The organism is Amycolatopsis sp. VS8301801F10 (genome assembly GCF_046195355.1).
In the GTDB taxonomy this organism is placed as follows: domain Bacteria; phylum Actinomycetota; class Actinomycetes; order Mycobacteriales; family Pseudonocardiaceae; genus Amycolatopsis.
Genome location: NZ_CP176065.1, coordinates 9008718 through 9033986, shown reverse-complemented (window position 1 = coordinate 9033986; position 25269 = coordinate 9008718). Strand labels below are relative to the sequence as shown.

General features: G+C 70.0%; 19 protein-coding genes. 14 read left to right on the top strand and 5 right to left on the bottom strand.

Annotation, left to right across the window (positions count from 1 at the left end):
* Window positions 1–60 precede the first annotated feature (60 nt).
* The 3 genes from F9C11_RS41395 to F9C11_RS41385 all read left to right on the top strand — a co-directional run bounded on the left by F9C11_RS41395 (window position 61) and on the right by F9C11_RS41385 (window position 3741).
* On the top strand, window positions 61–822 hold the full coding sequence (locus F9C11_RS41395) for a hypothetical protein (protein ID WP_409182772.1): 762 nt from the start codon (window positions 61–63) through the stop codon (window positions 820–822).
* A 3-nt stretch (window positions 823–825) separates the two neighbouring features.
* The gene (locus tag F9C11_RS41390; RefSeq protein WP_409182771.1) at window positions 826–2085 is read left to right on the top strand and encodes a DUF6923 family protein; all 1260 of its coding nucleotides are present in this window, start codon (window positions 826–828) and stop codon (window positions 2083–2085) included.
* 90 nt (window positions 2086–2175) lie between these two features.
* Complete coding sequence (locus F9C11_RS41385; protein ID WP_409182770.1) at window positions 2176–3741, top strand: esterase-like activity of phytase family protein; 1566 nt, start codon at window positions 2176–2178, stop codon at window positions 3739–3741.
* A gap of 7 nt (window positions 3742–3748) precedes the next feature.
* Here the strand turns inward: F9C11_RS41385 and F9C11_RS41380 are convergent, their stop codons facing one another.
* A complete protein-coding gene (locus F9C11_RS41380) occupies window positions 3749–4762 on the bottom strand; it encodes an autoinducer 2 ABC transporter substrate-binding protein (protein WP_409182769.1) in 1014 nt (337 codons plus the stop codon).
* Between the two features lie 398 nt (window positions 4763–5160).
* Here F9C11_RS41380 and F9C11_RS41375 point away from each other — a divergent pair, with 398 nt between their 5' ends.
* Window positions 5161–5619, top strand: coding sequence for a DUF4396 domain-containing protein (locus F9C11_RS41375; RefSeq protein WP_409182768.1), 459 nt, complete (start codon window positions 5161–5163; stop codon window positions 5617–5619).
* Window positions 5620–5622: 3 nt separating this feature from the next.
* Here the strand turns inward: F9C11_RS41375 and F9C11_RS41370 are convergent, their stop codons facing one another.
* Window positions 5623–6399 (bottom strand): hypothetical protein, encoded by a 777-nt coding sequence (locus F9C11_RS41370; RefSeq protein ID WP_409182767.1) that lies wholly within the window; start codon window positions 6397–6399, stop codon window positions 5623–5625.
* 52 nt (window positions 6400–6451) lie between these two features.
* Complete coding sequence (locus F9C11_RS41365; RefSeq protein ID WP_409182766.1) at window positions 6452–9328, bottom strand: BTAD domain-containing putative transcriptional regulator; 2877 nt, start codon at window positions 9326–9328, stop codon at window positions 6452–6454.
* 652 nt (window positions 9329–9980) lie between these two features.
* On the opposite strand from F9C11_RS41365, the gene F9C11_RS41360 reads away from it, so the two are divergent.
* Complete coding sequence (locus F9C11_RS41360) at window positions 9981–11960, top strand: protease pro-enzyme activation domain-containing protein (protein ID WP_409182765.1); 1980 nt, start codon at window positions 9981–9983, stop codon at window positions 11958–11960.
* Window positions 11961–12011: 51 nt separating this feature from the next.
* On the opposite strand, the gene F9C11_RS41355 is transcribed toward F9C11_RS41360, so the two are convergent.
* Window positions 12012–13232: an MFS transporter gene (locus tag F9C11_RS41355; RefSeq protein WP_409182764.1), complete on the bottom strand. Its 1221-nt coding sequence runs from the start codon at window positions 13230–13232 to the stop codon at window positions 12012–12014.
* A 102-nt stretch (window positions 13233–13334) separates the two neighbouring features.
* On the opposite strand from F9C11_RS41355, the gene F9C11_RS41350 reads away from it, so the two are divergent.
* From F9C11_RS41350 to F9C11_RS41320, 7 genes are all read left to right on the top strand, one after another.
* On the top strand, window positions 13335–14708 hold the full coding sequence (locus F9C11_RS41350) for a purine-cytosine permease family protein (RefSeq protein WP_409182763.1): 1374 nt from the start codon (window positions 13335–13337) through the stop codon (window positions 14706–14708).
* Window positions 14709–14752: 44 nt separating this feature from the next.
* Complete coding sequence (locus F9C11_RS41345; protein WP_409182762.1) at window positions 14753–15427, top strand: SDR family NAD(P)-dependent oxidoreductase; 675 nt, start codon at window positions 14753–14755, stop codon at window positions 15425–15427.
* Entirely contained in the window at window positions 15424–16449 is a 1026-nt protein-coding gene (locus F9C11_RS41340; RefSeq protein ID WP_409182761.1) for an S-adenosylmethionine:tRNA ribosyltransferase-isomerase, read from the top strand. Before F9C11_RS41345 ends, F9C11_RS41340 begins: the two co-directional genes overlap by 4 nt.
* Before the next feature lie 114 nt (window positions 16450–16563).
* Window positions 16564–17619 (top strand): ABC transporter substrate-binding protein, encoded by a 1056-nt coding sequence (locus F9C11_RS41335; RefSeq protein ID WP_409182760.1) that lies wholly within the window; start codon window positions 16564–16566, stop codon window positions 17617–17619.
* 25 nt (window positions 17620–17644) lie between these two features.
* Complete coding sequence (locus F9C11_RS41330) at window positions 17645–18421, top strand: ABC transporter ATP-binding protein (RefSeq protein WP_409182759.1); 777 nt, start codon at window positions 17645–17647, stop codon at window positions 18419–18421.
* The gene (locus F9C11_RS41325; RefSeq protein ID WP_409182758.1) at window positions 18408–19292 is read left to right on the top strand and encodes an ABC transporter permease; all 885 of its coding nucleotides are present in this window, start codon (window positions 18408–18410) and stop codon (window positions 19290–19292) included. Before F9C11_RS41330 ends, F9C11_RS41325 begins: the two co-directional genes overlap by 14 nt.
* A 47-nt stretch (window positions 19293–19339) precedes the next feature.
* Complete coding sequence (locus F9C11_RS41320) at window positions 19340–20332, top strand: YdcF family protein (RefSeq protein ID WP_409182757.1); 993 nt, start codon at window positions 19340–19342, stop codon at window positions 20330–20332.
* A 39-nt stretch (window positions 20333–20371) separates the two neighbouring features.
* Here F9C11_RS41320 and F9C11_RS41315 read toward each other — a convergent pair whose 3' ends face one another.
* Window positions 20372–21898, bottom strand: coding sequence for a DEAD/DEAH box helicase (locus tag F9C11_RS41315; protein WP_409182756.1), 1527 nt, complete (start codon window positions 21896–21898; stop codon window positions 20372–20374).
* Between the two features lie 277 nt (window positions 21899–22175).
* Here F9C11_RS41315 and F9C11_RS41310 point away from each other — a divergent pair, with 277 nt between their 5' ends.
* Both F9C11_RS41310 and F9C11_RS41305 read left to right on the top strand, forming a co-directional pair.
* On the top strand, window positions 22176–23504 hold the full coding sequence (locus F9C11_RS41310; RefSeq protein WP_409182755.1) for a serine hydrolase domain-containing protein: 1329 nt from the start codon (window positions 22176–22178) through the stop codon (window positions 23502–23504).
* A gap of 12 nt (window positions 23505–23516) precedes the next feature.
* The gene (locus F9C11_RS41305; RefSeq protein ID WP_409182754.1) at window positions 23517–25244 is read left to right on the top strand and encodes an acyl-CoA dehydrogenase; all 1728 of its coding nucleotides are present in this window, start codon (window positions 23517–23519) and stop codon (window positions 25242–25244) included.
* The last annotated feature ends 25 nt before the right edge of the window (window positions 25245–25269 follow it).

The window sequence follows — 25269 nt, the reverse complement described above, 5'->3', positions numbered from 1 at the left end:
CCGTTCCGGAATCGGCTGGATAGCGTCGGCCAGCGTATTCAGCCGCGCGAAAGGAACCGGATGAACGTCTACGTGACCGGGGTGTTCTGGGTCGTCGGCGGGGCGATCGTCGCCGCGGTGATCGGCTATCTCGTCCGGCGCTTCGGCTGGGACGAGGGCCGTCGCGACAACAACGACGCCGCGGGCCAGGTGTTCACCATCGTCGGCGGGCTGCACGCGGTGCTGGTCGCGTTCGTGCTGATCTCGCTGTTCGACGCCGTCACGGCCACGCGCGAGGGTTCCTACACCGAGGCGGAGGGCCTGGTCGCCGCCACCTGGTCGGCGCAGGCGCTGCCCGGCGACACCGGCGAGCAGGTGCGGCACCTGGCGATCGCGTATGCGACGACGGTGTCGAAGCAGGAGTGGCCCCGGCTCATCGACGACGGACCGGTTCCGGACACCGGCTGGACGCAGCTCGACCAGATGCGCCGCGTCGTGGCGGGCGCGCAGGCCAGCGACGATTGGACGAACGACCGGAAGAAGGACGCCGCCGCCCAGCTCTGGCAGGTCTACCAGGCCCGGCAGACCCGGCTCACCGGCGCGGAAACCGACGGCATCGGCTCGGTCATGTGGTTCGCGCTCATCCTCGGCAGCGTCATCTCGATCCTGCTGCCGAACCTCTTCGGCGGCACGCGGATGGCCGCGCACCTGGTGATCGTGTCGACGCTGGCCGGCACGATCGTCCTGCTGCTCTATGCGATCTACCAGCTGCAGAACCCTTATGCCGGAGGCGCGAACGTGCATCCGGACGCGTTCACCTCGGCGATCTCGCGGCTCGGCTGACCGGTGCGAGGTTCCCGGTACCTGACGGTGGTGGCCGCCGCGGCCGCGGTCGCCGGGCTGCTCGTCGCGTCCGGATGGCTGGCACCGGCTCGCCAGCGTGCGGCCGCGACGTCGTGCCGGGTGCTGCAGGTCGAAAGCCGCAACGGGTGGTCGTCCGACATCGTGCGGCTCACGTTGCCCTCCGGCGCGCGGCATCTGTTGCACCACAGCCCGTTTGCGCTGAACGCCATCGCGTATTCGGCGGCGCAGGACGTGACGTACGGCGTCGCCGACGGGCGGTTTCACGACGGCTGGCACGCGGTACGGATCGACTCCGACGGCGAGCTGACCGATCTCGGCGCGGTCGGCCGCGACGCCCACCACGGCGTCTGGAGCTGGGTGACTGGCGCGACAGCCGGGGCGATGTCCGGCAATTCCTGGTACGTGAAGCGGGCGACCAGTCTGTACACAGTGGACGTTGACCCGCGCAGTTCTGGTTATCTCACCGCGACTGGTCCGGTTTTGCTGCATCCGTGGTGGCTCGCCTCCGGGGTCGACGATTTCGCGTACAACCCGGAAGACGGTCTGCTGTACGGGGTTTCGTCCACGGGCGAGGGCGCGGTGGTCACGGTGAACCCGGTGTCGGGGAAGGTCGCGAAGGTGCCGGGGGAGCGGTTTCCCGAGGCGACTTACGGTTCCGTCGTGTTCGGACCGGACCGCAAGCTCTACGCGACCGCGAACTGGATCGACGGGCGGAGCGTCACGTACCGGCTGGACGGCGGCTCCGCGGTCGAGGTGAGCACCGGGCCGCCGCTGGTGATGTCCGACGGTGCCGGGTGTTTGGCCGAACCCCCGCCGCCACCTCCGCCTCCGTCGTCCTCGACATCGCCGACTCCACCGCCCACGACACCTACGACACCGCCGCCGACGCCACCCCCGTCGACCTCGGCGAGCCCCACGCCGTCCCCCGCTCCGGTGCCATCCTCAACGCCGCCATCCCCGACCCCGCCGCAGCCAATCGCGCCGACCCCGCCCCCGCCACCCCCGCAACCGCCGCCACCCCCGCAACCGGAGCCGCCGGACGCGATCATCCAGCCCATCCCGGCGCCCCAGCCCCCGGCGCCATCGCGCGCCGCTCCGGTGAAGGCAGTCCCGAAGCCGCCCGAGAAACGGGCGACGAAGGCGCGCGACAACGTCAAGAAGCAGCGTCGCTGGGGGGTCGCGGCGATCCTGCTGCTCGTCGGAGGAGGTGCAGTAGCGGCTCGTGCACGGCGCGCTCGTTAACGCGGCAGTCGTCTCGATGACGGACGCTGTCCAACTCGGCCGTCGAGACTCCCTCGAGCGTCGAAGCGACGCCAGAGGAGGAGAAAGCCGATGAAACGCGTGAAGATCGCGCTGGTCGCCGGGGTGCTGGTGCTGCCGCTGGCCGCCGCGGGCCCGGCCGAGGCCAAGGGCCGCCCGGACGACCATTACCGGGTGCGGGCCGGGCACCCGCTGCAGGTGCGCGGCGACGCGCAGCGCGACGGCGCGGTGGTGCGGCACACCGAGCCCAGTCACGGCGCGCTGGCCATCGGCCCGGACGGATCGTTCCGCTACACGCCCGCCGCCGGGTTCACCGGGCGCGACACCTTCACCTACACCGTCAGCGACGCCGTCCGGTTGTATCCGACGGACTTGCCGCCGCTCGGCGCCGTCGGCGGCGTCAAGATCACCGGCGGCGGGTACGGGTCCGCGCTCGCCCCGGTGCCGGGTTCGCGCGACGAGTTCTACGGCCTCACCGACCGCGGCCCGAACGTCGACGCGCCGGACGGGTCCAAAGTGGAGCCGCTTCCGTCGTTCACGCCCGCGGTCGGCAAGTTCCGGCTCAAGGGCGGGAAAGCCGTGCTGGAGCGCAGGATTCCGCTGCGCGCGGGCGACGGTTCGCCGTACAACGGCCAGGTCAACACCTTGGCGAACACCGGCGAGACCATCGTGGACCTGAATGGCGCGAAACTGCCCGCGTCGCCGAATGGCTACGACTCCGAAGGGCTCGTCGCGCAACGCGACGGGACGTTCTGGGTGTCGGACGAGTACGGCCCGTTCGTCACGCACTTCCGCGCGGACGGCCGCGCGATCGAGCGGCTCTCGCCGTTCGACGGTTCGCTGCCGAAGGAACTGAAGAACCGCGTGCCGAACAAGGGCATGGAGGGCCTCGCGGTCACGCCGGACGGGCGGACGCTCGTCGGCATCATGCAGTCCGCGCTGCAGCAGCCGGACCTCACGAAGAAGCCCAGCAAGGTGCCCGCGCTGCGGATCGTGACGGTGGATCTGAAGACCCGCGCCACGCACGAATACGCCTACCTGCTCGACAATCCGGACGAGACCGGCACCGCGGTCTCCGAGATCACCGCATTGTCGGCGACCCGGTTCCTCGTGGACGAACGCGACGGCAAGGCCGGGCCGGGCGCGTACAAGAAGCTGTTCGAGATCGACCTGAGCAAGGCGACGGATCTCGGACCGGCGGCCAAAGTGCCGGGCGCGACCTACGACGCGGCCAAGGGCGGGCTGCTCGTCGACGGCGGCAAGAGCGTCGAGGCGTACGTCGGCAAGGCCACCACCGCGGAGGCTGCGGACGCCTTGGCGAAGGTCGGCGTGACACCGGTGGCGAAGAAGCTGTTCCTCGACGTCGGAGGCCTGGTGACCGGGCTGGACCCGAGCGGCGGCTTCTTCGGGCACGACAAGGTCGAAGGCGTCGCGACGACGGACGGCGGCCGCACCGTGGTGATCAGCAACGACAGCGACTTCGGCATCGACGGGGTCGTGAATTCGGCGGCCCCGTACACCTTGCACGCCAAGACGCAGCCGAACGGCCGTCAGGACGACGGCGAGTACTTGCAGGTGGACCTGACGAAGCTGCCAGCGCGGACGCGCACGGTGACGGTGACCGTCGACGTGCGCTGAAGCCCGGTCAGTACTTGAACTGATCCACGTTGTTCTGCGTGATCAGCAGGGGATCGCCGAGCAGGATCGTCTGGGTGGCCGCGTCGTAGCGCACCGCGGGAAGCTCCGGGCTCACGTTGTTCTTGGGCCGGAGCGGGGCGCCGGTCGCGAGCTGCTGGGCGGTCCAGGCGGTGAGATAGCCGAGGGATTCGACGTTCCACAGCACCGTCATGGAACAGGAACCGTCGACCAGGTACGGCTTCATCGTCTGGGGCGTGCCGGTGCCGACGGTGAAGACCTGGCCGATCTTCTGCTGATCACGCACCGCCCGCGCGATGCCGGGCGTCGCGGTCGTGCACTGGCCGATCAGCCCGGTGAGCTTCGGATGCCGGTCGAGGATTTCCTTCGCCAGCTTCGTGGCGGTGGTGGTGTCCTCGTCGGCATACCCGGTCTCGACCAGCTTCGCTCGCGGATAGTGTTGTGCCGCATAGGTTTTCTCGGCTTCGATCCACGAGTTGAGGTTCGCCGCGGTCCGCCCGCACGACACGATCGCGTACTCGCCGGCGCCGCCGGTCTTCTTCATCAACGAGTCGACCAGCGCCGAGCCGATGCCCTCGGCGGTCGTCTGGTTGACGAAGACCTCGCGCTGCGAATCGGCGGCGTCGGTGTCCGCGGTGAGCACGTGGATGCCCTTCGCCCGCGCCTCCGCGATCGTCGGGGCCAGCTCCGCCGGATCGTTGGGCGCGACCGCGATGACGTCCACGCGTTCGGCGATGAGCTGCCGCAGGATCGCCGTCTGCGCGGCCGGGTCGACCGACGCCGGGGCGCGCAGGAGCCACTTCGCGCCGAGCCGTTCGGAGGCCAGCATGCCGCCGGCGTTCATCGCGTCGAAGTACGGGATGCCGCCGATCTTCGGCACGAAGGCGATTTTCGCCGGCTCCGGAGCCGAGTCCGACAGGACCGGCGAGCAACTGCCCGCCAGCGCCGCCGCGGTCGCCACGAGCGCCGCACCCAGCACGAGCGTTTTGGTCCGCCCTCGCATCCCCCACCGTTCCCCGGCTATGTGACCTGGGAGCCGAAGGTAGGGCCAGTGGCGGCAGGGGGTCAACCGAACGCGACCAAACGGTTACGCAAGCGAGTTCAACCGCCGGACGGCGCAGCCTCCTCTCCGCCCGCTGGGCACGTTTCGCCCGCACTTCCCGGCGGGCAGCGCGCGGCCTTGCCCTCGACGCGCGGGTCGGGAGCGGGTGCGGCGCCTGAGGCGAACAGCGGTCAGCAGACCGTCCAATTCGGACTCCGGCCTTGCCGTCCGCCGATGCCGCGAGCGCCGAGTTGATCACTACCCCTCCCGTTATACCGATTCACCGGAGCCGCCGGGCGACAGTCATCACATCGGGCGACCTTGCACCCTTAATACCCCTGAGGGGTATAGTCGGCGGCATGAACGAACACCAGCACGGAGCGTCTTGGTCCACCGCCGCTCAAGCGACGCTGCACTGCCTCACCGGGTGTGCCATCGGCGAAGTGCTCGGCATGGTCCTCGGCACCGCGCTCGGCCTGCACAACGCCGCCACCGTGGTGCTGTCCATCGCGCTGGCGTTCGTCTTCGGCTACGCCCTCACCATGCGCGGCGTGCTCAAGTCGGGGCTCGCGCTCGGGGCCGCCTTCAAGGTCGCGCTCGCCGCCGACACGGTGTCGATCGCGGTCATGGAGGTCATCGACAACACCGTCGTCGTGGCGATCCCGGGTGCGATGGACGCGGGACTGTCGAGCGGCTTGTTCTGGCTGTCGCTGGTGTTGTCGCTCGCGATCGCCTTCGTGGTCACGGTTCCGGTCAACAAGTGGATGATCGGCCGCGGCCGGGGGCACGCCGTCGTGCACGCTCACCACCATCACTGAGTTTCAGCAAGACGGCACGGCCGTGTCGGCGCGGAGGTCGGCCTCGGGCACATAGTGTCCGGGGCCGATCCGGTTCCAGTGCGTGGCGCCGTCCGACACGGAACACTCGATCGGCACCTGCGCGCCGACGGCGGCCAATCCGGCTGGCGGTGCGTCGTCGCTCGCGGACGTGCGCACCACCAGGGGCGCCCCGCCGGTCACCACCGCGGTGGCCGGAGAGTCGCCGGTCCACAGGAAAGTGACGTCCACGTAGCTGCTGCCTTTCAGGCCGAGGCCGTCCCAGAACGTGCCGTCGGCAAGGTCGAGACCCGCTGGGTTGCGCACGGTGCGGCCGCGTTCGTCCTTGCCGCCGTTGAAGCCGTCTTGGTATGCCGCTTGGGCTTCCGGTACGCCTTGCGGCAGTGAAGCGAATTTCGCGCGACGGTCGGCGGGGTTCCAGTAGTCGTCGTGTTCGTTCCACGGTCCGACATCCCACACCGGCGCGTACTCGCAGCGGGTGCCGTCGGTGCGGCACACCCGGACGGTGAACGCGCCTTTTCCCTTTGGCGACACCGTTTTCGTCGACGGGAGGGCGACGAAATGGTCCCGTTCGGTGATCCGGTGGCCGCTCGAGGTGGTGCTGCCGACGAGTCCTTCGCGGGTCGCGTAGAGGCGGTAGGTCAGCGGTCTTTCCAGCACTCTCCTGCCGTGCTTCGGCTTGGCCGAGACGGGTGCCGGAGTCGACAAAGCGACAACTGCTACCGCCAGAAGGACGTGACCAGCGGCTTTCCAGGTGTTCATCAGCGCATCGTGGCCCGGCGCGCGGGTTTGGCCGCGCAACCGGGCCCGCGCGTCAGGCGGATACGATCCGGTGCGGTCCGGTCTTGCGCGGCCGGTCGTCGACCGGGGCGCCGGCGGACAGTTCGCGGCGGATCGCCCGCGCGCGTTCGGCGTAGCTGCGCGACCGTTCCGGCTGGCTGAGCGCGGAGTGGAGTTCGCCGAGGAGCTGGGACACTTCGGCTTCGGAACGGCGGTCTCCGTTGCGGCGGTGCACGCTCAGCGAGTTCACCAGCAGCAGTTGCGCGTGGGCGAGATCGCCGCTGTACAGGCACAATGCGCCCAGGTTTTGGTTCGCGTAGCCGACGCAGTGGTCGTCGCCGAGATCGGTGAACACGGCGATGGCGCGCGTGACGTGTTCGCGGGCTTCGGCGAGGTTGCCCTCGCGTTGGTGCAGGAGCCCGAGTCGTTGCAGCGCATGGGCTTCGCGGTGCCGGTCGCCGATTTCGCAGGACAGCTCCAGCGCGTCGGTGTACCAGCGGCGCGCGGTCGCGTAGCACTTGCGCGCGACCCAGATCGAGCCGATCGCGATCCGGATCACCGCTTCCCCGTGCGGATCGCCCGCTTCGCGGAACAGCCGGAGCGCTTCGTGGCAGGGTTCGAGCGCGCGGTCGGTCCGGCCCTGCATCCGCAGCACGGTGCCGAGACCGGCGTAGGCCTCGCCGAGTCCTTGCTGGTCGCCGATGCGCTGGTACAGCTCGCGTGCTGCCTCGAAGGCGACCATCGCGTCCGCGTCGTTGTCCTGGTACAGCAGGACTTGGCCGAGGTTGCGCTGGACGACCGCCTCGCCGCGGACCGCGCCGGCCCGGCGGGCTGCTTCCAGCGCGAGCAGATGGGTGGCGTGCCAGTCGTCCTGATGGCCGCGGAGGTCGAAGTACGGCGTGAGGGCGACGGTGAGCCGCCAGGTCAGGTCGTCGAAACCGTGATCGGCGGCCAGCCCGACGGCGGCGACGCAGGTGGCGCGTTCGGCGGCGAACCAGGCCGCGGGGTCGGTCAGCAGGCGGTCCGCGTCCGGCGGCAGGGGCAGGTCGGCGTCGTCGTGGTACTGGCCGAAGAAGTGGATCGGCATGCGCTCGGCGGCTTCTACTGCCAGCGCTAGATATCCCTCCAGCACGCGGCCGACGGCGGCGCGGGTTTCGTCGGGCCCGGCCAGCTCCGCGGCGTAGACGCGCAGGAGATCGTGCAGGCGGTAGCGCGGTTGGCCCGCGACGTCGGTGGCGACCAGTTCCACGAGATGTGCGTCGACGAGCACGTCGAGGACCTCGTCGGCGGACGGGCGGCCCAGCACGGCGGCCACTGCCCAGGCGGGGAATTGGACCGGGCCCAGCGCGCCGAGCCGGCGGAAGGCCGCGGCGGCGGACATCGGCAGGAGGTCGTAGCTCAGGGTCACGCTCGCCCGGACGGCCAGGTCGCCGACGCGCAGCTCGTCCAGGCGGCGGTGCTCGTCGTGGAGGCGGTCGGCGAGGATGCGCAGCGACCAGGCCGGGCGGTGGGTGAGTTTGGCCCCGGCCACCCGGATGGCCAGCGGCAGATGCCCGCACTGGCGCAGGATCGCCGCGGCGTCCTCGGGTTCGGCGGCCACCCGTTCGCGGCCGACGATGCCTTCCAGCAGCCGGGCGGCTTCCTGCTCGGGCAGCAGGTCGACGTCGACCGGCAGCGCTCCGGGGAGGTCGGGCAGCCGGATCCGGCTGGTGACCAGCACCGCGGACCCGCCCGCGCCGGGGAGCAGCGGGCGTACCTGGGCGGCGCTGCCCGCGTCGTCGAGGACGATGCACATCCGGCGTCCGGCGAGCTGCGAACGCAGGAGCGCGGACCGTTCTGCCAGGTCCCGGGGCAGACCGGAGTCCGGGATGCCCAGGGCGCGCAGAAGTTCGGCCAGGACGCTCAGCGGCGAGCGCGGCGACGACGAGGTCCCGGCCAAGTCCACATGCAACTGCCCGTCGGGAAACACGGCGCGGACCGCGTGCGCCACCCGGATGGCGATCGAGGATTTGCCGATGCCGGGCGCGCCGGACAGGACGACGACCGCGGGGCGTTCCGCTTCGGCGTGCCGGCGCAGTTTCGCGACCAGGTGCTCGGTCACCTCGCCGCGGCCGGTGAAATCCGGCAGGTCAAGGGGGAGCTGGCAGATCGGCGGGACTTTGGCGCACGGGACTTCGAGGGTGGTGCGGAGTTCGCGGAGCGCGGCGCCGGGGCTCGCGGACAGTTCGTCGGCGAGGGTTTGTTCGACCAGCTCGTACGCTTCCGCGGCTTCGGTGGCGCGCCCCGCGTCGCGCAGGGCGGTGATGAGGTGGTGCCAGAGTTCTTCGCGCAGCGGGTGTTCGGTGACCAGAGCGCGGAGTTCGGCGATGACTTCGTTGTGGCGGCCCAGTGCCAGACGGGCGCGCAGGCGTTGTTCTTGTACCGCCAGGCGCAGTTCGTCGAGGCGGGCGACGGTAGGGCCCCAGGTCGGGTCGTGGGGCAGGCCTTCCAGCACTTCGCCGCGCCAGAGGGAGTGTGCCTGGTCCAGCAGGGCCAGGGCGGCTTCCGGGTCTTCTTGGGATTCCCAGGCCTGGGTGGCCAGTCTCGTGAAGACCAGGTGGTCCAGTTCGTCTTCCGGGACGGTGAGGAGGTAGCCGGAGGCGCGGCTGGTGATGCGGTCGGCCAGGTCGGGGGAGGTTTCGGCCAGGCGGCGGCGGAGGGAGTGGACGTAGGTGCGGATGTTGGCGGCGGCGGAGCGGGGGGCGGTGGTCGGCCACAGGACTTCGACCAGTGCCTCGGTGGAGACGACGATGTTCGGTTGCAGGGCCAGCGCGGCCAGCAGCAGCCGGGGCTTCGGGCCGCCCAAAGGCACGGCCCGTCCCTCGGCGACGACCTCCAGCGGCCCCAGGATCCGGAAGGTCAGCGAAATCAATTTACCCGCCTTGGCGGCAAGGTCCCCATGGTCGGCATGCTAGGAGCGTTGGGGGCGGTTAGCTAGATCCGCTGGGGGAGGAATACCCCATATGGGGTGATATCTCGGGGGATGTCACTGGGGGTTTGTTTGTGGGTGGGCGGCTCGTCGCCTGGCGGCGACATTGCGCCCCAGCCCGGCGTGGGGCACCCCGAAGCTTGATTGTGCTGACGGTTCGGGGGTGCTTGTCAAGGCGGGAAAGATGCCTTGACAAGCACCCCCGAACCGCAGGGAGGCTTCGTATCGGGGTGCGGGGGAGGCGCTGGGTGCCTCGCTGTTTGGGTGCAGCGGTGCCTGTTTAGGGAAGCGAGGGGGTGGGTGAGTGTTGGGGTGCTGGCGGTTGGGAGTGTGCGACGTTCGTAGGTGGTGCGGCAGGGCGTCTCGTGCTGTGTGGCGCGTGCTGAAAACGGGCGTTTTTCTTTTTCCGGCACATTCCGGTGTGGACGGTGTGGGGGAAAACGGACTTTGGCCGCAACTGTCCCTTGTGTGCGGTGAGGGGGGCAGATAACGGTTCCGCACCGGGGAGCCGGATGCTTCCCTGGCGGGTGGGGGCGGTCCTAATCTCGTTGCGGCGGCAGGCGGGGTTGAGGCCGCGCAACACGAGGGAGTTGCTGTGCGTAGAAGCGTCACCATGTTTCTTTCGCTGGCGGTCGCGGGCGGTTTAGCCGCTTCGCCCGCCGTGGCGTCGGCTCAGGGGCGGGCGGACATTCCGCAATCGCATCCGTTGTGGGCCAATCCTCAGTCCAAGGTGGCCGACACCGCTGGGTCGTCCACTATGGACTTCCGGGTTTACTTGAACCTCAAGGACCAGGGCGCGGCCGAGGCTGCCGCGCAGTCGGTGTCCGATCCGAACAGTCGCGGCTACCGGCATTATTTGTCGCCGGATCAGGTGCGGGACCAGTTCGCGGCCAGCGACCAGACGGTGTCCGCGGTCAAGAATTGGCTGTCCGCAAGCGGATTCCGGATTGGCGAGGTTCCGTCCAACCGAGCCTACGTCGAGGCGACCGGTACCGCCGATCAGGTGCAGCGCGCGTTCGCCGTGACCTTGGGCAAGTACCAGGTCAAGGGGCAGACGTTGCGGGCGGCGGACAAGGACCTGTCCGTTCCGGCCTCGCTGGCGAAGGACGTGCTCGGCGTGATCGGCGTCGACCAGGCGACGAATCTGTTCAAGCCGGACCACACCGACGGGGCGGACCCGGTCGCGAAGAAGCAGTCGCGGGTGCAGGGCAGCCCGTCGACCGCGCCGCCCAGCAACGGGTTCCGCAATTCTGGGCCGTGCAGTGCTTACTACGGCGAGAAAACCGACACGACTGACCCGGCGTACAACGGCAAGCAGCTTCCCTACGCGCCGTGCGGCTACACGCCCGCGCAGCTGCGTTCGGCGTACGGACTGGACCAGGTCGCGAAGTTCGGTGCGGACGGCCGCGGCACCACGATCGCCATCGTGGACGCGTTCGCGTCGCCGACGATCTACGCCGACGCCTCGGAGTACGCCAAGCGCAACGATCCGGCGCACCCGCTGACCCAGCAGCAGTTCAAACAGCACATCTTCCCGCCCAACCCGGTCCTCGAAGGACCCGACCAGTGCGACGCTTCCGGCTGGTACGGCGAGGAAACCCTGGACGTCGAGGCCGCGCACGGGCTCGCGCCGGGGGCGGACATCCTGTACGTCGGCGGGCAGGACTGCGAAGACCTGTCGCTGGACACCGCGCTGAACTACGTCGTCGCGGGGCACAAGGCCGACATCATCTCCAACTCCTACGGCGACACCGGCGAGGACATCCCGGCCGCCGAGGTCAAGGTGTTCAACCACATCTCGCTGCAGGCGGTGCTCGAGGGCATCGGCGTGTACTTCTCCTCCGGCGACAACGGGGACGAGGTCGCCCGCCTCGGCACGCCGTCGCCGGACTTCTCCGCGTCGGCTCCGTGGGTGACCGCGGTCGGCGGCACGTCGCTGGCGGTCGGCAAGGACGGCAAGCGGATCTTCGAAACCGGCTGGGAGACCGGCAAGTCGACGCTGACCAACGGCGTCTACACCCCGGCGTTCCCGGGCGCGTTCAACGGCGGCGCGGGCGGCGGCACGAGCCGGCTGTTCGGCCAGCCCTTCTACCAGAAGGGAATCGTGCCGGACGCGCTGTCCACGAAGAACCAGACCGGCGGCGCGAAGGGCCGCGTGGTCCCGGACATCTCCGCGGTCGCCGACCCCAACACCGGCTTCCTGGTCGGGCAGACGCAGACCTTCCCGGACGGCGTCTACTACGACCAGTACCGGATCGGCGGCACGAGCCTCGCGTCGCCGGTGTTCGCGGGCGTGATGGCGGTGGCCGACAGCCTCGACCACGTCCACCACGGGTTCATCAACCCGGTGCTGTACCAGCTGACGTCGCGCACGTCGGCGATCCACGACGTGCAGCACGTCGACGGCGCGGTGCAGCGCGTGGACTTCGCCAACGGCGTCGACGCCTCGGCCGGGCTGAAGACCTCGGCCCGGGTGCTCGACTACCCGAACCTGACGATCCACACGACCAAGGGCTACGACGACGTGACGGGCCTCGGCTCGCCGAACGGAGTGGCGTTCCTGTTGCTGGTGTGACCGAGGAGGGAAAGAGAAGGGCCTGCCAGGATCTCCTGGCAGGCCCTTCTTTCACGGCACGCGGACCGGCGGGTGCCGAATCGCGCGGACGGTGTGGGAACGCAGCGGGGACAGCGCGGTGGCGGCCAGGAGGAATCCGCCGATCAGGACCACCTGCGGCGCGCCGAACGCGGACCCGAGCGGCCCGGCCAGGAGTTCGCCGACCGGAATGCCCGCGTAGGAACCGAAATCGTCGAACGCCGCCATCCGCGACAGCAGCTGCCGCGGGATGTTCTCCTGCATAGTCGTGTCCCAGGCGACGCCCATGACGCCTTGGCCGAATCCGGCCAGGAAACTCGCCACGGCCAGCACGGCGAAGGCCGCGTGCAGGCCGAGCGCGAGCAACGGCAACGCGGTCACGGCCGCGCACATCAGTCCCAGCGGCAGCAATCGCCGCGGTGCGAGCCGGTACATCACCAGCCCGGACAGCAACGCGCCGACAGCGCGCGAACTCAGCACCAGGCCCCACGCGGTCGCGCCGATCGTGTCCTGCGCGATGCCGGGCCCGAGCACCAGCCAGCCACCGGTGAAGACGATGTTGTAGACGGTGAACGCCGTGACCACCCGCCACAGCCAGCCGATCCGCCAAAACTCCCGCCAGCCGGTTCGCACACTGCGCAAGACACTGTCCTGCTCGGTGCTTTTCGCCGGGGGCAGCGTGACCGTCTGGTAGAGCAGGGCGGCGAGCACGAACGACACCCCGTCCGCGGCGATCGCCCAGCCGCCGCCGACCGTGCCGACCAGCACCCCGGCCACGGCCGGGCCGCCGACCTTGGTGAGGTTCTTGCTGGTCGCCAGCAGCGAGTTCGCCTGGCGCAGAGACTCCGGCGGGACGATCTGCGGCACGATCCCGCGCAGTGCCGGAGTGGTGAACGCGGTGCAGATCCCGCCGAGGAACTCGGTGCCGGCCAGCGCGGCCAGCGAGTAGTGGCCGGTGAGCAGGACGGCCGCGGCGGCCAGCTGCGCCGCGCCCGCGCCGAGGTTCGACAGCCGCAGCACCCGGTTGCGCGGGAACCGGTCGCCGACCGCGCCGCCGACGAGCAGGAACGCCAGCAGCGGCACGATCCCGGCGGCGAGCACGACGCCGAGGTCGGTCGGGCGGTGGCTGCTGCCGAGCACCGCGAACGACAGGGCGACCGGGGTCATCGCGCTGCCCAGCAGCGAGACCAGGCGTCCGGCGTAGAAAACGGCGAACGCGCGATGGCGCAGCGGCGTGCGGCGTCCTTCCCCCATCGCGGCGATCTTGCCGGGAACGGGTCGGGAACGCCACAGAGTATTGGCGCGGCCGGGGGCTCCGGTTCAGACTCACGGGTCAGCCGGGAGAAAGGGCAGGGAATGAGCGGGATCGACGCCGAGGTCTTCGGAGGCCGGATGCCGTCCGGAGCAGGGGATTTCGCGATCGAAACGCACGGAATCACCCCGATCCCGCACGCGAACCGGTTCGGCAGGCCGTGGCGGCTCGCGGGCGTGTGGTTCGCGCCGAACCTCACCATGACCGCCGTGTTCACCGGCACCCTCGGCGCGACGCTCGGGCTCGGCTTCACCACCGGGTTCGTCATCGCGCTGCTCGGGACCGTGGTCGGTTCGCTGCCGGTCGCGTGGCTGTCCACCTGGGGTCCGCGCACCGGGACCGGCCAGCTGCCGCTCGCGCGGCTCCCGTTCGGCCGCGGCGTCGTGCTGCCCGGCCTGGTGCAATGGCTTGGTTCGATCGCGTGGGACGCGCTGGTCGGGTTGTTCGGCGGCGAAGCGCTGGCCCAGCTCACCGGATTGCCGTTCTGGGCCGCGGTGCTCGTGGTGCTGGTGCTGCAGTGCACGCTCGGCGTGTTCGGCTACGCGGTGATCCACCGGGTCCAGGCCGTGATGAGTGTGGTGCTGGTTGTCGCATTTGTCGCGCTCGCGGTGAAGGTGGTGCTTGATCACCCGATCACGTTCGCCGATTCCGCGACCGGCGGCGATTTCGCCGGCGCGGTGGTGCTGTTTTCCACCATTACGCTCAGCCTCGCTATTTCCTGGGCTCCTTATGCGTCCGATTTCAGTCGTTACCTGCCCGCCTCGACCCGGCCGAGCGGCGTCTTCTGGTTCACTCTGCTCGGGCTGACCGCGTCGTACGCGATCGGCGAGGGCATCGGTCTCGCGCTCGGCACGGCATTGGGCGACCAGACCGCCGCCGGGGTGTCGACGCTGCTCGGCGGCGGGGTGCTGGGCGCGGTGGCGTTGCTGGTGATCGCGCTGGCCGCGGTGTCGTCCAACGCGATGAACGACTACAGCGGCTCGCTCGCGCTGCAGACCGTCGGCGTGCGGGTGCGGCGTCCGGTGTCGGCGGTGGTCGTGACGGTGCTGGCGTTCGCGTTGATCCTCTGGATGCACAGCGGCGATTTGGCGGCGAAGTTCCAGAACGTGCTGCTGGTGGTGAGTTACTGGATCCCGCCGTTCCTCGGCGTCGTCGTACCGGATTGGCTGCGCCGCACGCGTCGTGGCCGCGAGGTCGATGTGCTGGCTGAGCTGCAGCGTCCGGTGCGCGGCTGGGCCGCGCTCGTGGCGTTCGTGGTCGGTTTCGCGGCGGCGGTGCCGTTCATGAACACGACTGTCTACACCGGACCGGTCGCCGCCGCGCTCCACGGCGCGGATCTGGCTTACTACGCCGGGTTCGTGGTTTCGCTGGTGGCGTATCTCCTGCTGCGCGGCCGCCGGGCAGTTGACCTCCAGTAAGGTAGAGGTCGCACGCTGGCAGGTGCCTACTTCTGGAGGGACCCATGCCAGTAGCTGTTGTCACCGGCGCTTCCGCCGGTCTGGGCCGGGCGCTCGCCTCGGCCCTCGTCCGTCGCGAATGGACAGTGCTGGGCACCGGACGCGACCCGGAAACGCTGCGCGCCGCCGCGGCGGAAGCCGGGTTCGCCCCGGTTCCCGGCGACGTCACCGATCCCGCGCATCGCGTCCAGCTCGCCGAAACCGCCGGACCCCGGCTCGACCTGCTCGTCAACAACGCCAGCACGCTCGGCGTCAGCCCGCTGCCGCCGCTGGCCGAGTATCCGCCGGACGAGCTGGAAACTGTCTTCCGCACCAACGTTTTCGCGCCGCTCGCGCTCTCCCAGCTGCTGTTGCCCGCGCTCGCCGCGGCAACGGGAGTGCTGATCAACATCAGCTCCGACGCCGCGGTGGAGGCGTATGAGGGCTGGGGCGGTTACGGTTCGGCGAAAGCCGCGCTGGACCACGTGAGCGCGGTGCTCGGCGTGGAAAACCCGGACCTCGCGGTGTACGCCGTCGATCCCGGAGATCTGCGCACGGCCATGCACCAAGCGGCTTTCCCGGGCGAGGACATTTCGGACCGGCCGCTGCCGGAGACCGCGGTACCGGCTTTCCTTCGGCTGCTGGAGGAACGCCCGCCGAGCGGCCGGTTCAAGGCAACCGATCTGCTGGTGCGGTCATGACCGCTCCGCGTACCCGGTTCGACCTGGCCGAAGACCGGAGCGCGTCCGTGCCACCCGAAGCGCGCGGGCTCGCCCGGGATGAAGTACGGCTGCTCGCGGCCGGTCCGGCAGGCGTGCAGCACGCCACTTTCCGGGACTTGGCTGAGTTCTTGCAGCCCGGAGATTTGTTGGTCATCAACACTTCCGGCACCTTGCCCGCCGCTGTCGACGCGGTCCGGGGCGACCACGTCGTCACCCTCCACTTCTCCACCGAACTCGACGACGGCACCTGGGTCGTCGAACTCCGCGCGCCCGGCGGGCCTCTCCTCGACGGCCACGCGGGGGAGCGGCTCAACTTGCCCGCCGGTGCCGTCGTCATCCTCAGCGAGCCGCACGTCGCCGGTGCGCAACGGTTGTGGCGCGCGAAGATCGAAGTGGAAGGCGAGGTGCCCCGGTATCTCGCGAAGGTCGGTCGGCCGATCCGCTACGGCTATGTCCCGCGCGCGTGGCCGTTGCCGAATTACCAGACGGTGTTCGCGCTCGACCCGGGTTCGGCGGAAATGCCGAGTGCGGCCCGGCCGTTCACCGCGGAGCTGGTCACCCGACTCGTCTCCCGGGGGGTGTTGTTCGCGCCGATCTTGTTGCACACCGGCGTCTCCTCGCCGGAAGCCGGAGAACCGCCGTACGGCGAACGATTTCGCGTTCCGGCGACGACGGCCGCGTTGGTCAATTGGGTACGGGACCAGGGTGGACGCGTTATCGCAGTAGGGACAACGGCGGTGCGCGCGATCGAATCGGCGGCGAATCCCGGCGGGCTCGTCACCGTGGCGGCGGGATGGACGGAACTGGTGCTCGGTCCGGACCGGCCCGCCCGCGCGGTCGATGGGTTGATCACCGGACTGCACACTCCCGAGGCTTCTCATTTGCTGCTTCTCGAAGCCGTCGTGGGGCCGGAGCTGGTGCAACGGGCTTACGACGCGGCAGTGCGAAGGGAGTATCTGTGGCACGAGTTCGGCGACGTCTCGCTCCTGACAAGCAGGTGAGGCCCGGGCCTGTCAAGTAATCCCACACAATTTCCCGGGATGCGGATGCCTATGCAGTCTCGCGGGTGAACGTGTCATTCTCCCCGCGTTCCGTTGACCGCGAAAGGGCCATTTGTGCGTACATTTCCGCGAACCCGATTGCTCGCTTCCGCACTCGCCGCGCTGTCGGCGCTCGGGGCGCTCGCCGGGTGTTCCCGCGCGGACCGCACCGAGGCCGCCGCCAACCAGGGCGCCGCCGGGGAGGTGCGCGTCGGCTTCTTCCCGAACGTGACGCACACGCCCGCGCTGATCGGGGTCAAGAAGAACTTCTTCGCGCAGAACCTCGGCGGCACGAAACTCACGACACAGACGTTCAACGCCGGTCCGTCCGAAGTGAACGCGCTGCTCGGCGGTTCGCTCGACGTCGCGTTCATCGGCTCCGGGCCGGCGATCAACGCCTTCACCAAGTCCAAGGGCGCGATCCAGCTCGTGGCCGGCGCGGTCACCGGCGGCGCCCAGCTGGTGGTCAAGCCGGGCATCGACTCGGTCGACCAGCTCAAGGGCAAGACGATCGCGACGCCGCAGCTGGCCAACACCCAGGACGTCGCGCTCAAGAAGTTCCTCGCCGAGAAGCACCTCGCCGGCCAGGTCAACGTGACCAACCTGGACAACCCGAAGACGCTCGACGCGTTCCGCAAGGGCGAGGTCGACGGCGGCTGGCTGCCCGAGCCGTGGTCGTCGCGGCTGGTCACCGACGCGGGCGCGAAGGTGCTGGTGGACGAGAAGTCGCTGTGGCCCGACGGCCGGTTCCCGACCACGGTGGCGATCGTGCGCGGCGAATTCCTCAAGCAGCACCCGGACACCGTGCGCGCGCTGCTGAAGGGCGAGCTGCAGGCGATCGACTGGGCGAAGAAGAACCCGGCCGAGGCGAAGACCGTCGTCAACGGCGCGCTCAAGGAGCTGTCCGGCAGCTCGCTCAGCCCGGCCGTGCTCGACCGCGCCTTCGCGAACATCGAACTGACCACCGACCCGGTGCCCGCGCAGTTCCCGCAGCTGGCCAAGGACTCGGTGACCGCGGGCGTGGTCGACAAGGTGGTGGACCTGAAGGGGTTCGCCGACTTCGGCCCGCTCAACGAGGTCCTCAAGGCACAGCAGCTGCCCGCCGTCAACGCGCCCGAACTGGCGAAGTGACGTCCCGACCGGAAGGCGATCCGCGATGACCACCACCTTGGCGCGACCAGTGACCGCCGCCGTGCACCTCGACCGCGTCGGCAAGGTGTTCGGCACCGCGGGCAGCGCGGTGACCGCGCTGGACGGGGTCGACCTCACCGTCGAACCGGGCGAGTTCGTCTGCCTGCTCGGCGCGTCCGGCTGCGGCAAGAGCACGCTGCTGAACCTCGTCGCCGGTCTCGACCAGCCGTCCGCCGGTGAGATCACTCTCACCACTTCGCGGCCCGCGGTGATGTTCCAGGAGGCCGCGCTGATGCCGTGGCTGACCGCATCCCGGAACGTGGAACTGCCGCTGCGGCTCGCCGGCTTCGGCCGCTCCGAGCGCCGCGAGAAGGCCGCTGAGCTGCTGGACCTGGTGCGGCTGAGCGACGCCGCGCGCAAGCGTCCGCACGAGCTGTCCGGCGGGATGCGGCAGCGGGTCGCACTGGCCCGCGCGCTCGCCGCGACCCACCGCGTCGGCGGTGACGACGGCAACGCGTTGCTGCTCATGGACGAACCGTTCGCCGCGCTCGACGCGATCACCCGCGACGTGCTGCAGGGCGAGCTGCTGCGGGTGTGGCGCAGCACCGGCACGTCGGTGCTGTTCGTGACACACGATGTGCGCGAGGCAGTCCGGCTTGGCCAGCGAGTGGTGCTGCTGTCGTCGCGTCCGGGTCGCGTCGTGCGCGAATGGCACGACGTGCCGTCCGCCGACGCCGAACTGCTGGCCGAGGAGATCACAGCCGATCTGCGAAAGGTGATCAGCACCCATGCCGCAGCCTGACCAGGCGGCCCCCGACCTCGACGAAGCCGTCGGCGCCGGCCTGGACCGGCTCGACACCCCCGCCGGCGCGCGGCCGACGTCGCTGCGCCGCCGGTTCGTGCGCGGATTCCTGCCGCCGGTCGGCGCGCTCGTGCTGCTGGTCGCCCTCTGGCAGATCCTGTGGGCCGCCGCGTTCTGGCCGGAAACGACGCTGCCCGCGCCTCTGGACGTCTGGGCCGAGTTCTGGAGGACGGTCACCGACGGTTCGGTGTTCGGCTTCGTCTGGACCTCCGTGCACCGCGCCGCGCTCGGCTTCGCCGCCGGGGTGCTCATCGGCACGCCGCTGGGCATCCTGGTGGCGAAGGTCCGCGTCGTGCGCGCCGCGATCGGCCCGCTGCTGAGCGGATTGCAGAGCCTGCCGTCGGTGGCCTGGGTGCCCGCCGCGGTGATCTGGTTCGGCATCAACGACGCGGCGATCTACTTCGTGGTGCTGCTCGGCTCGGTCCCGTCGATCGCGAACGGCCTCGTGGCGGGCATCGACCAGATCCCGCCGATCCTGCCGCGCGTCGGCAAGGTGATGGGAGCCGGCCGGTTCGCCGCGGCCCGGCACATCCTGCTGCCCGCCGCGCTGCCCGGATTCCTGGCCGGGCTCAAACAGGGCTGGGCGTTCTCGTGGCGTTCGCTGATGGCCGCGGAACTGATCGCCCGGTCGCCGAGCCTCGGCGTCGGGCTGGGCACGTATTTGAACGACGGTTCGTCGTACAACTCGATGCCCATGGTGATCGCGGCGATCTTCCTGATCCTGTTCGTCGGGGTGGCGATCGAACTGGCCGTGTTCCGCCCGCTGGAGCGGTCGGTGCTGCGCGCGCGGGGCCTGACGACGTCACTCTGAGTACCTGCCCGCACGACGCACGGGCACGCCAGACAAAATGCTGGACCATGACCTCCGGGCTGTTCGCGCTGGCTTCCGTGCTCGTGTTCGCCGTACGGTTCGCGCGCGAGCCCCGGCGGGTCGGCAACGCGGTGTGGTTCCTGGTCGCGCTCTTCTTCACCGGGCTGTGGCTGCTGTCGTTGTTCAACCACGTCGAATGGGCCCAGATCGCGGTCATCGCGCTGGTGGCGCTCGTCGGCGGGCTCGGCGCGCTGGCCCTGCCGTGGGCGTTGATCGCGAACGGCGTCGTGATGCTGCGGCGGGAAGGGCGGCGGCTGGCGAACCTGCTGTCGCTGCTGGCCGGGCTGGGCCTGCTCGCGGTGTTCGCGCTCGCGGTGAGTTCGCTCGTTTTCGACGATCAGCCGCTGCTGCGGGTGGCGGCGATGGCGGTGCTCTTCGTGACGGGCTATCTCGCGTTTTTGTTCACCGCGTTGCTGCTGTACTCGATTCTCTACAGCCGGGTCACCCGCCGCGCCCGCGCCGGCGCGGTGGTCGTTCTGGGCTCCGGACTGCGAGGCGACCGGGTGCCGCCGCTGCTGGCCAGCCGGCTCGACCGCGCGGTGCAGGTGCAGCAGCGGTCGCCGGGTGCGTTGCTCGTGGTGTCCGGCGGCCAGGGCGCGGACGAACTGACCTCGGAGGCGGACGCGATGGCGCGGTATCTCGTCGCGGCCGGGGTGCCCGCGGACCAGATCGTGCTGGAGGACCGCGCGACGACCACCGGCGAGAACCTGCGGTTCAGCGTCGCTTTGCTGGAGCAGCGCGGGTTTTCCGGCCCGATCCTGGCGGTGACGAACAACTACCACGTCTTCCGCACGGCGGTGCTGGCACGGCAGCTGGGGTTGCGGCTCAACGTGATCGGGGCGAGGACGGCGTCGTACTTCGTGCCCAGCGCGTTCTTGCGGGAGTTCGTGGCGTTGCTGGTGGAGTACCGGAAGACGAACGCCGCGGCCTTGTTGTTGCTGGGGGCGGGACCCTTCGTGCTCTACCTGCTCAGCCACTGAGCAGACGGTGCACACCCGGGTCCCGCTCCTGGACGATCCTTAAGAGTTCGGCTGCCGCCGCCCGCCGGAACCGTTGCGCCGGTTGCGCGAGGGCTGACCCGATCCGCGCCGGTCGGTGCCAGCGGCACGGCCGGTGCCGGAACCGCGGCGCTGGTCCTCCCGGCGAGCCTGCCCCGGCTGCCGCTCCGAACCCGAAGCAGCCCGAGCAGCGCGCGGCTCCGTCCCCTGCCGAGGTCCGCCGCGGCCGCCGCCGGAACGCCGGGACTGCGAACCGGTCCGGGCGCCGAGCCCGCCTCGGTTTTCCGAAGGCGCGCCGCGGCGTCGGCCGGCGCCCGGCGCGGCGCCCGAAGCGGTCACCGTCTTCGGGCGGTTGTCCACCACCGGACGGCGCGGCGAAGCGGTGAACGAGCGGTCCCCAGGGGCCAGCTCGGCCAGCAGCGGGTGCGACGGCGAGATCCGCGTGGTGGTCGGCGAGATCCCGGCCTTGCGGGTCAGCGCGCGGACATCCGCGACCTGCTCGTCGGTCATCAGCGTCACCACGGTGCCCGACGCGCCCGCCCGTGCGGTGCGGCCGGAGCGGTGCAGGTACGCCTTGTGCTCGACCGGCGGGTCGGCGTGGATCACCAGCGTGACGTCGTCCACGTGGATGCCCCGGGCCGCGATGTCCGTGGCCACCAGGGTTTTCGCGGTGCCCGACGAGAACGCTTCCAGGTTGCGCGTGCGCGCGTTCTGGCCGAGGTTGCCGTGCAGTTCGACCGCCGGCACGCCGCTCGCGACGAGTTTGCGCGTGAGCGCCTTCGCGCGGTGCTTCGTGCGGGTGAAGACCAGGGTGCGGCCCGGCGCCGCGGTCAGGTCGACCAGGACCGGCAGGCGGTGCGTTTCCTCGAGGTGCAGCACGTGGTGCGTCATCGTGGAGACGGGCGACTGCGCCGAATCGACGCTGTGCAGTATCGGGTCGTTCATGAAGCGCTTCGCCAGCACGTCGATGCCGTTGTCGAGCGTCGCGGAGAACAGCATGCGCTGGCCGCGCTCGGGAGTGGCCGCCATGATGCGGCGGACCTCGGGCAGGAAGCCCAGGTCGGCCATGTGGTCGGCCTCGTCGAGGACGGTGATCTCGATCTTGTCCAGCTTCGCCTCGCCGGAGCGCATGTGGTCGGCGAGCCGTCCGGGGCAGGCGACGACGATGTCGACGCCGTCGCGCAGGCGGGTGATCTGCGGGTTCGCGCTCACGCCGCCGAAAATCGTGGTGGCCTTGAGGCCGAGCGGACGCGCCAGGGGCACGATCGCGGCCTCGATCTGGGTGGCCAGCTCGCGCGTCGGGGCGAGGATCAGCGCCCGCGGCCGGCCGGGGCGGCGCCGGGTGGGGCCGGCGGCGAGGCGGGCCAGCACGGGCAGCACGAAGCCGTAGGTCTTGCCGGAGCCGGTGCGGCCGCGGCCGAGCACGTCGCGGCCCGCCAGCGTGTGCGGGAGCGTGGCGGCCTGGATCGGGAACGGCTCGGTGACGCCCTGCGCGGCGAGTGCGTCGACCAGGGGCTTGGGCAGGCCGAGTTCAGTGAAAGTCGTCATGGTTGGTGCGGACGCGAAGGCGTCCCGTATCTCCGTACGTAGCGCGGTTGTCCTGCCCGGCGCGGCCTCGGGTGGCTGCGGCGCGTGGTCGTCGACAACATCGAAACGCGGTCCGAGGCAGAACTGAGCGGACCGCACGCTCCACTATACCGTCCCAAGATCCGGCGGGCTACGTGATATCGCCCGCAGGCCGCCACGCGCGAACCGACGAAGCGGACGCGCGATGTTCGTCCGTTTCCACCATCGCCGCCGCGCCGGCGGGTGCGAGGCTGGCCGCATGAGCGCAGACGAACTCCGGGGACTGCTGGGCGAATGGGCGCGGGAAGCGAACGTGCCCGGCGTCTCGGTGGGGATTTTCCACGAGGGCAACGAAACCCTGCTGACCGCCGGAGTGTCCAGTGTGGACACCGGAACGCCGGTGGACGACGACACCCTGTTCATGATCGGCTCCACCAGCAAGACGTTCGCCGCCGCCGCGGTGCTCGTGCTGGTCGAGGACGGCGTGCTCGAACTGGACCAGCCGGTGATCGAGTACCTGCCGGATCTGCGGCTGTCCGATCCGCTCGCGGCCAAGACGGTGACGCTGCGCCACCTCCTCACGCATTCCTCCGGCTTCCTCGGCGACATCGAGGTCGACACCGGCTGGGGCGACGACGCGCTCGCCCGCGCGGTGCAGGGGTTCGACGAGCTGCCGCAGGTGTTCCCGGTCGGCGAGGCGTTCTCCTACTGCAACGCCGGATTCCTGCTGGCCGGCCGCGTCGCCGAGGCGGTCTCCGGCGGCACCTACGAGGACCTGGTCCGCACCCGGCTGCTCGAACCGCTCGGCATGACCGATTCGTTCTTCCAGCCCTGGGAGGTGCTGACCCGGCGGCACGCGGTCGGGCACGCGCTGCGCGAGGACGGTCCGGCGGTCGCGCACACCGTCGGGCTCGCCCGGGCGGACGCGCCGGCGGGCGGGCTCTGGTCGACCGCCCGTGACCAGCTGAAATGGGCTCGATTCCAGCTGACCGGCGGGGAAGTGCTGAGTGCCGAGGCCCGTCGGCTGATGCACGCCGCGCAGCGCAAGGGCGCGTTGCCGTTCGAGGAGGTCGGGCTGTCCTGGCTGCGGCTGAGCCACGGCGACGCGCAGCTGGTGCGGCACGGCGGGAACATCAGCAATCTGCAGCTGTCGGAGTTCGTCATGGTGCCGAGCGAGAACTTCGCGGTCACCGTGCTCACCAACAGCGCCGGCGGCGGGGCGCTCGGCCCGCGGGTCGTCGACTGGTGCCTGGAGAACCTGGCTCACCTGCCGAAACCGGGCAGTCGTCCGCCCCGGGCGATCGACCCGGGCGACTGCCCTGGACGGTATCGGACCGGCTCGCTCGTCTTCGAGGTCACCGAGCGCGACGGCTCGCTCTGGGCGCAGATGATCCTCGACACCGACGATCCGGACATCCTCTCCGCGCCGCCGTTCGAGGTCGTCTTCGTCGCCGAGGACGTGCTCGCCCGCGCCTCGGACACCCGCAGGCCCAGCGCGCGTTTCCGCCGCGATGGCCGCGGCCGGGTGGACGCGGTGGAGTTCGGCGGTCGCACCGCGCTAAAGTTACCGGGCAGTAATATCAGCTGACCTGGAGATGCGATGAGCGAAACGGCGACGGCGCTGCTGAACCCGCGGGACTACGACGCCCGGAAGTTCGACCCGGAGACCCAGCGCTTGCTGCGGGCGACGATCGACTGGTTCGAAGCGCGCGGCAAACGCCGTCTCGCGCAGGCGTATCACGACCGCGAGTTCTACGCCGATTTCCTGGAGTTCGCGGGCAAGGAAGGACTGTTCGCCACCTTCCTCACCCCGGCCGCGGATTCCGCCGGCAATCCGGACAAACGCTGGGACACCAGCCGGATCGCCGCGCTGGCGGAAATTCTCGGCTTTTACGGGCTCAATTATTGGTACCCCTTTCAAGTCACCGTTCTCGGCCTCGGACCGGTATGGCAGAGCGGAAACGCGGCCGCCCGCAAGCGTGCCGCGGAAGCATTGGCCGAGGGTGGCGTCGGCGCGTTCGGGCTGTCCGAAAAAGAACACGGCGCGGACATTTACTCCACCGACCTCGTGCTCACCCCGGACGGCCAGGGCGGCTACCGTGCGAACGGGTCGAAGTACTACATCGGCAACGGAAACTGCGCGCGCACGGTGTCGGTGTTCGGCCGGATCGACGGCGTCGAAGGACCTGAGCAGTACGTGTTCTTCTACGCCGATTCCGAGCATCCGGATTACCACGTCGTGAAGAACATCGTGCCGTCGCAGATGTACGTCGCGGAATTCCGCCTCGAGGATTACCCGGTGCGCGCCGAGGACATTCTCCACACCGGGGCCGAAGCCTTCAGCGCCGCGCTGAACACGGTCAACATCGGCAAGTTCAACCTGTGCTTCGGCGGCATCGGAATGGCGACGCATTCGCTGTACGAGGCGATCACGCACGCGCAGAACCGGATCCTGTACGGCAACCCGGTCACCGATTTCCCGCACGTGCGCCGCGAATTCGTCGAGGCCTACGCGCGGCTGACCGGGATGAAGCTGTTCTCCGACCGCGCGATCGACTACTTTCGCTCGGCGAACCAGCAGGACCGCCGCTACCTGCTGTACAACCCGATCACCAAGATGAAGGTGACCACCGAGGCGCAGAAGGTGATCGGGCTGGTCGCGGACGTCGTGGCGGCCAAGGGGTTCGAGGCCGACACCTATCTCGCGATGGCCAAGAACGACATCGACGGCCTGCCCAAACTGGAGGGCACGGTCGCGGTGAACCTCGCGCTGATCGCGAAGTTCATGCCCGCGTACCTGTTCGCCCCGCAGGAATACCCGGCGGTGCCGACCCGCGACGACGCCTCCGACGACGATTTCCTGTTCCGCCAGGGCCCGGCGCGCGGATTGTCGAAGATCCGGTTCCACGACTGGAAACCGGCGTACGAGAACGCGAAGCACCTGCCGAACGTCGCCCGGTTCACCGAACAGGCCGAGGTGCTGGTGCGCCTGCTTTCCGAGGCGACGCCGGACGAGGCGCAGCAGAAGGACCTGGACTTCGGGCTCGCGCTGACCGAGCTGTTCACCCTCGTCGTGTACGGGCAGCTGATCCTGGAGCAGGCCGAGCTGACCGGCGTGTCCGACGATGTGCTGGACCAGCTGTTCGCCGTGCTGGTGCAGGACTTCAGCGTCGCGGCGGTCGAGCTGCACGGGAAGCCGAGTTCTACGGAGAAGCAGCAGGAGCTGGCGCTGGCCGGGCTGCGGAAGCCGGTGGTGGACCACGAACGGTTCGGCCGCGTGTGGGAGAAGGTGCGCGAGCTTTCCGGCGCGTACGAGATGAATCCGTAAGCCACTCCGCGAAAACGGCCTCCGC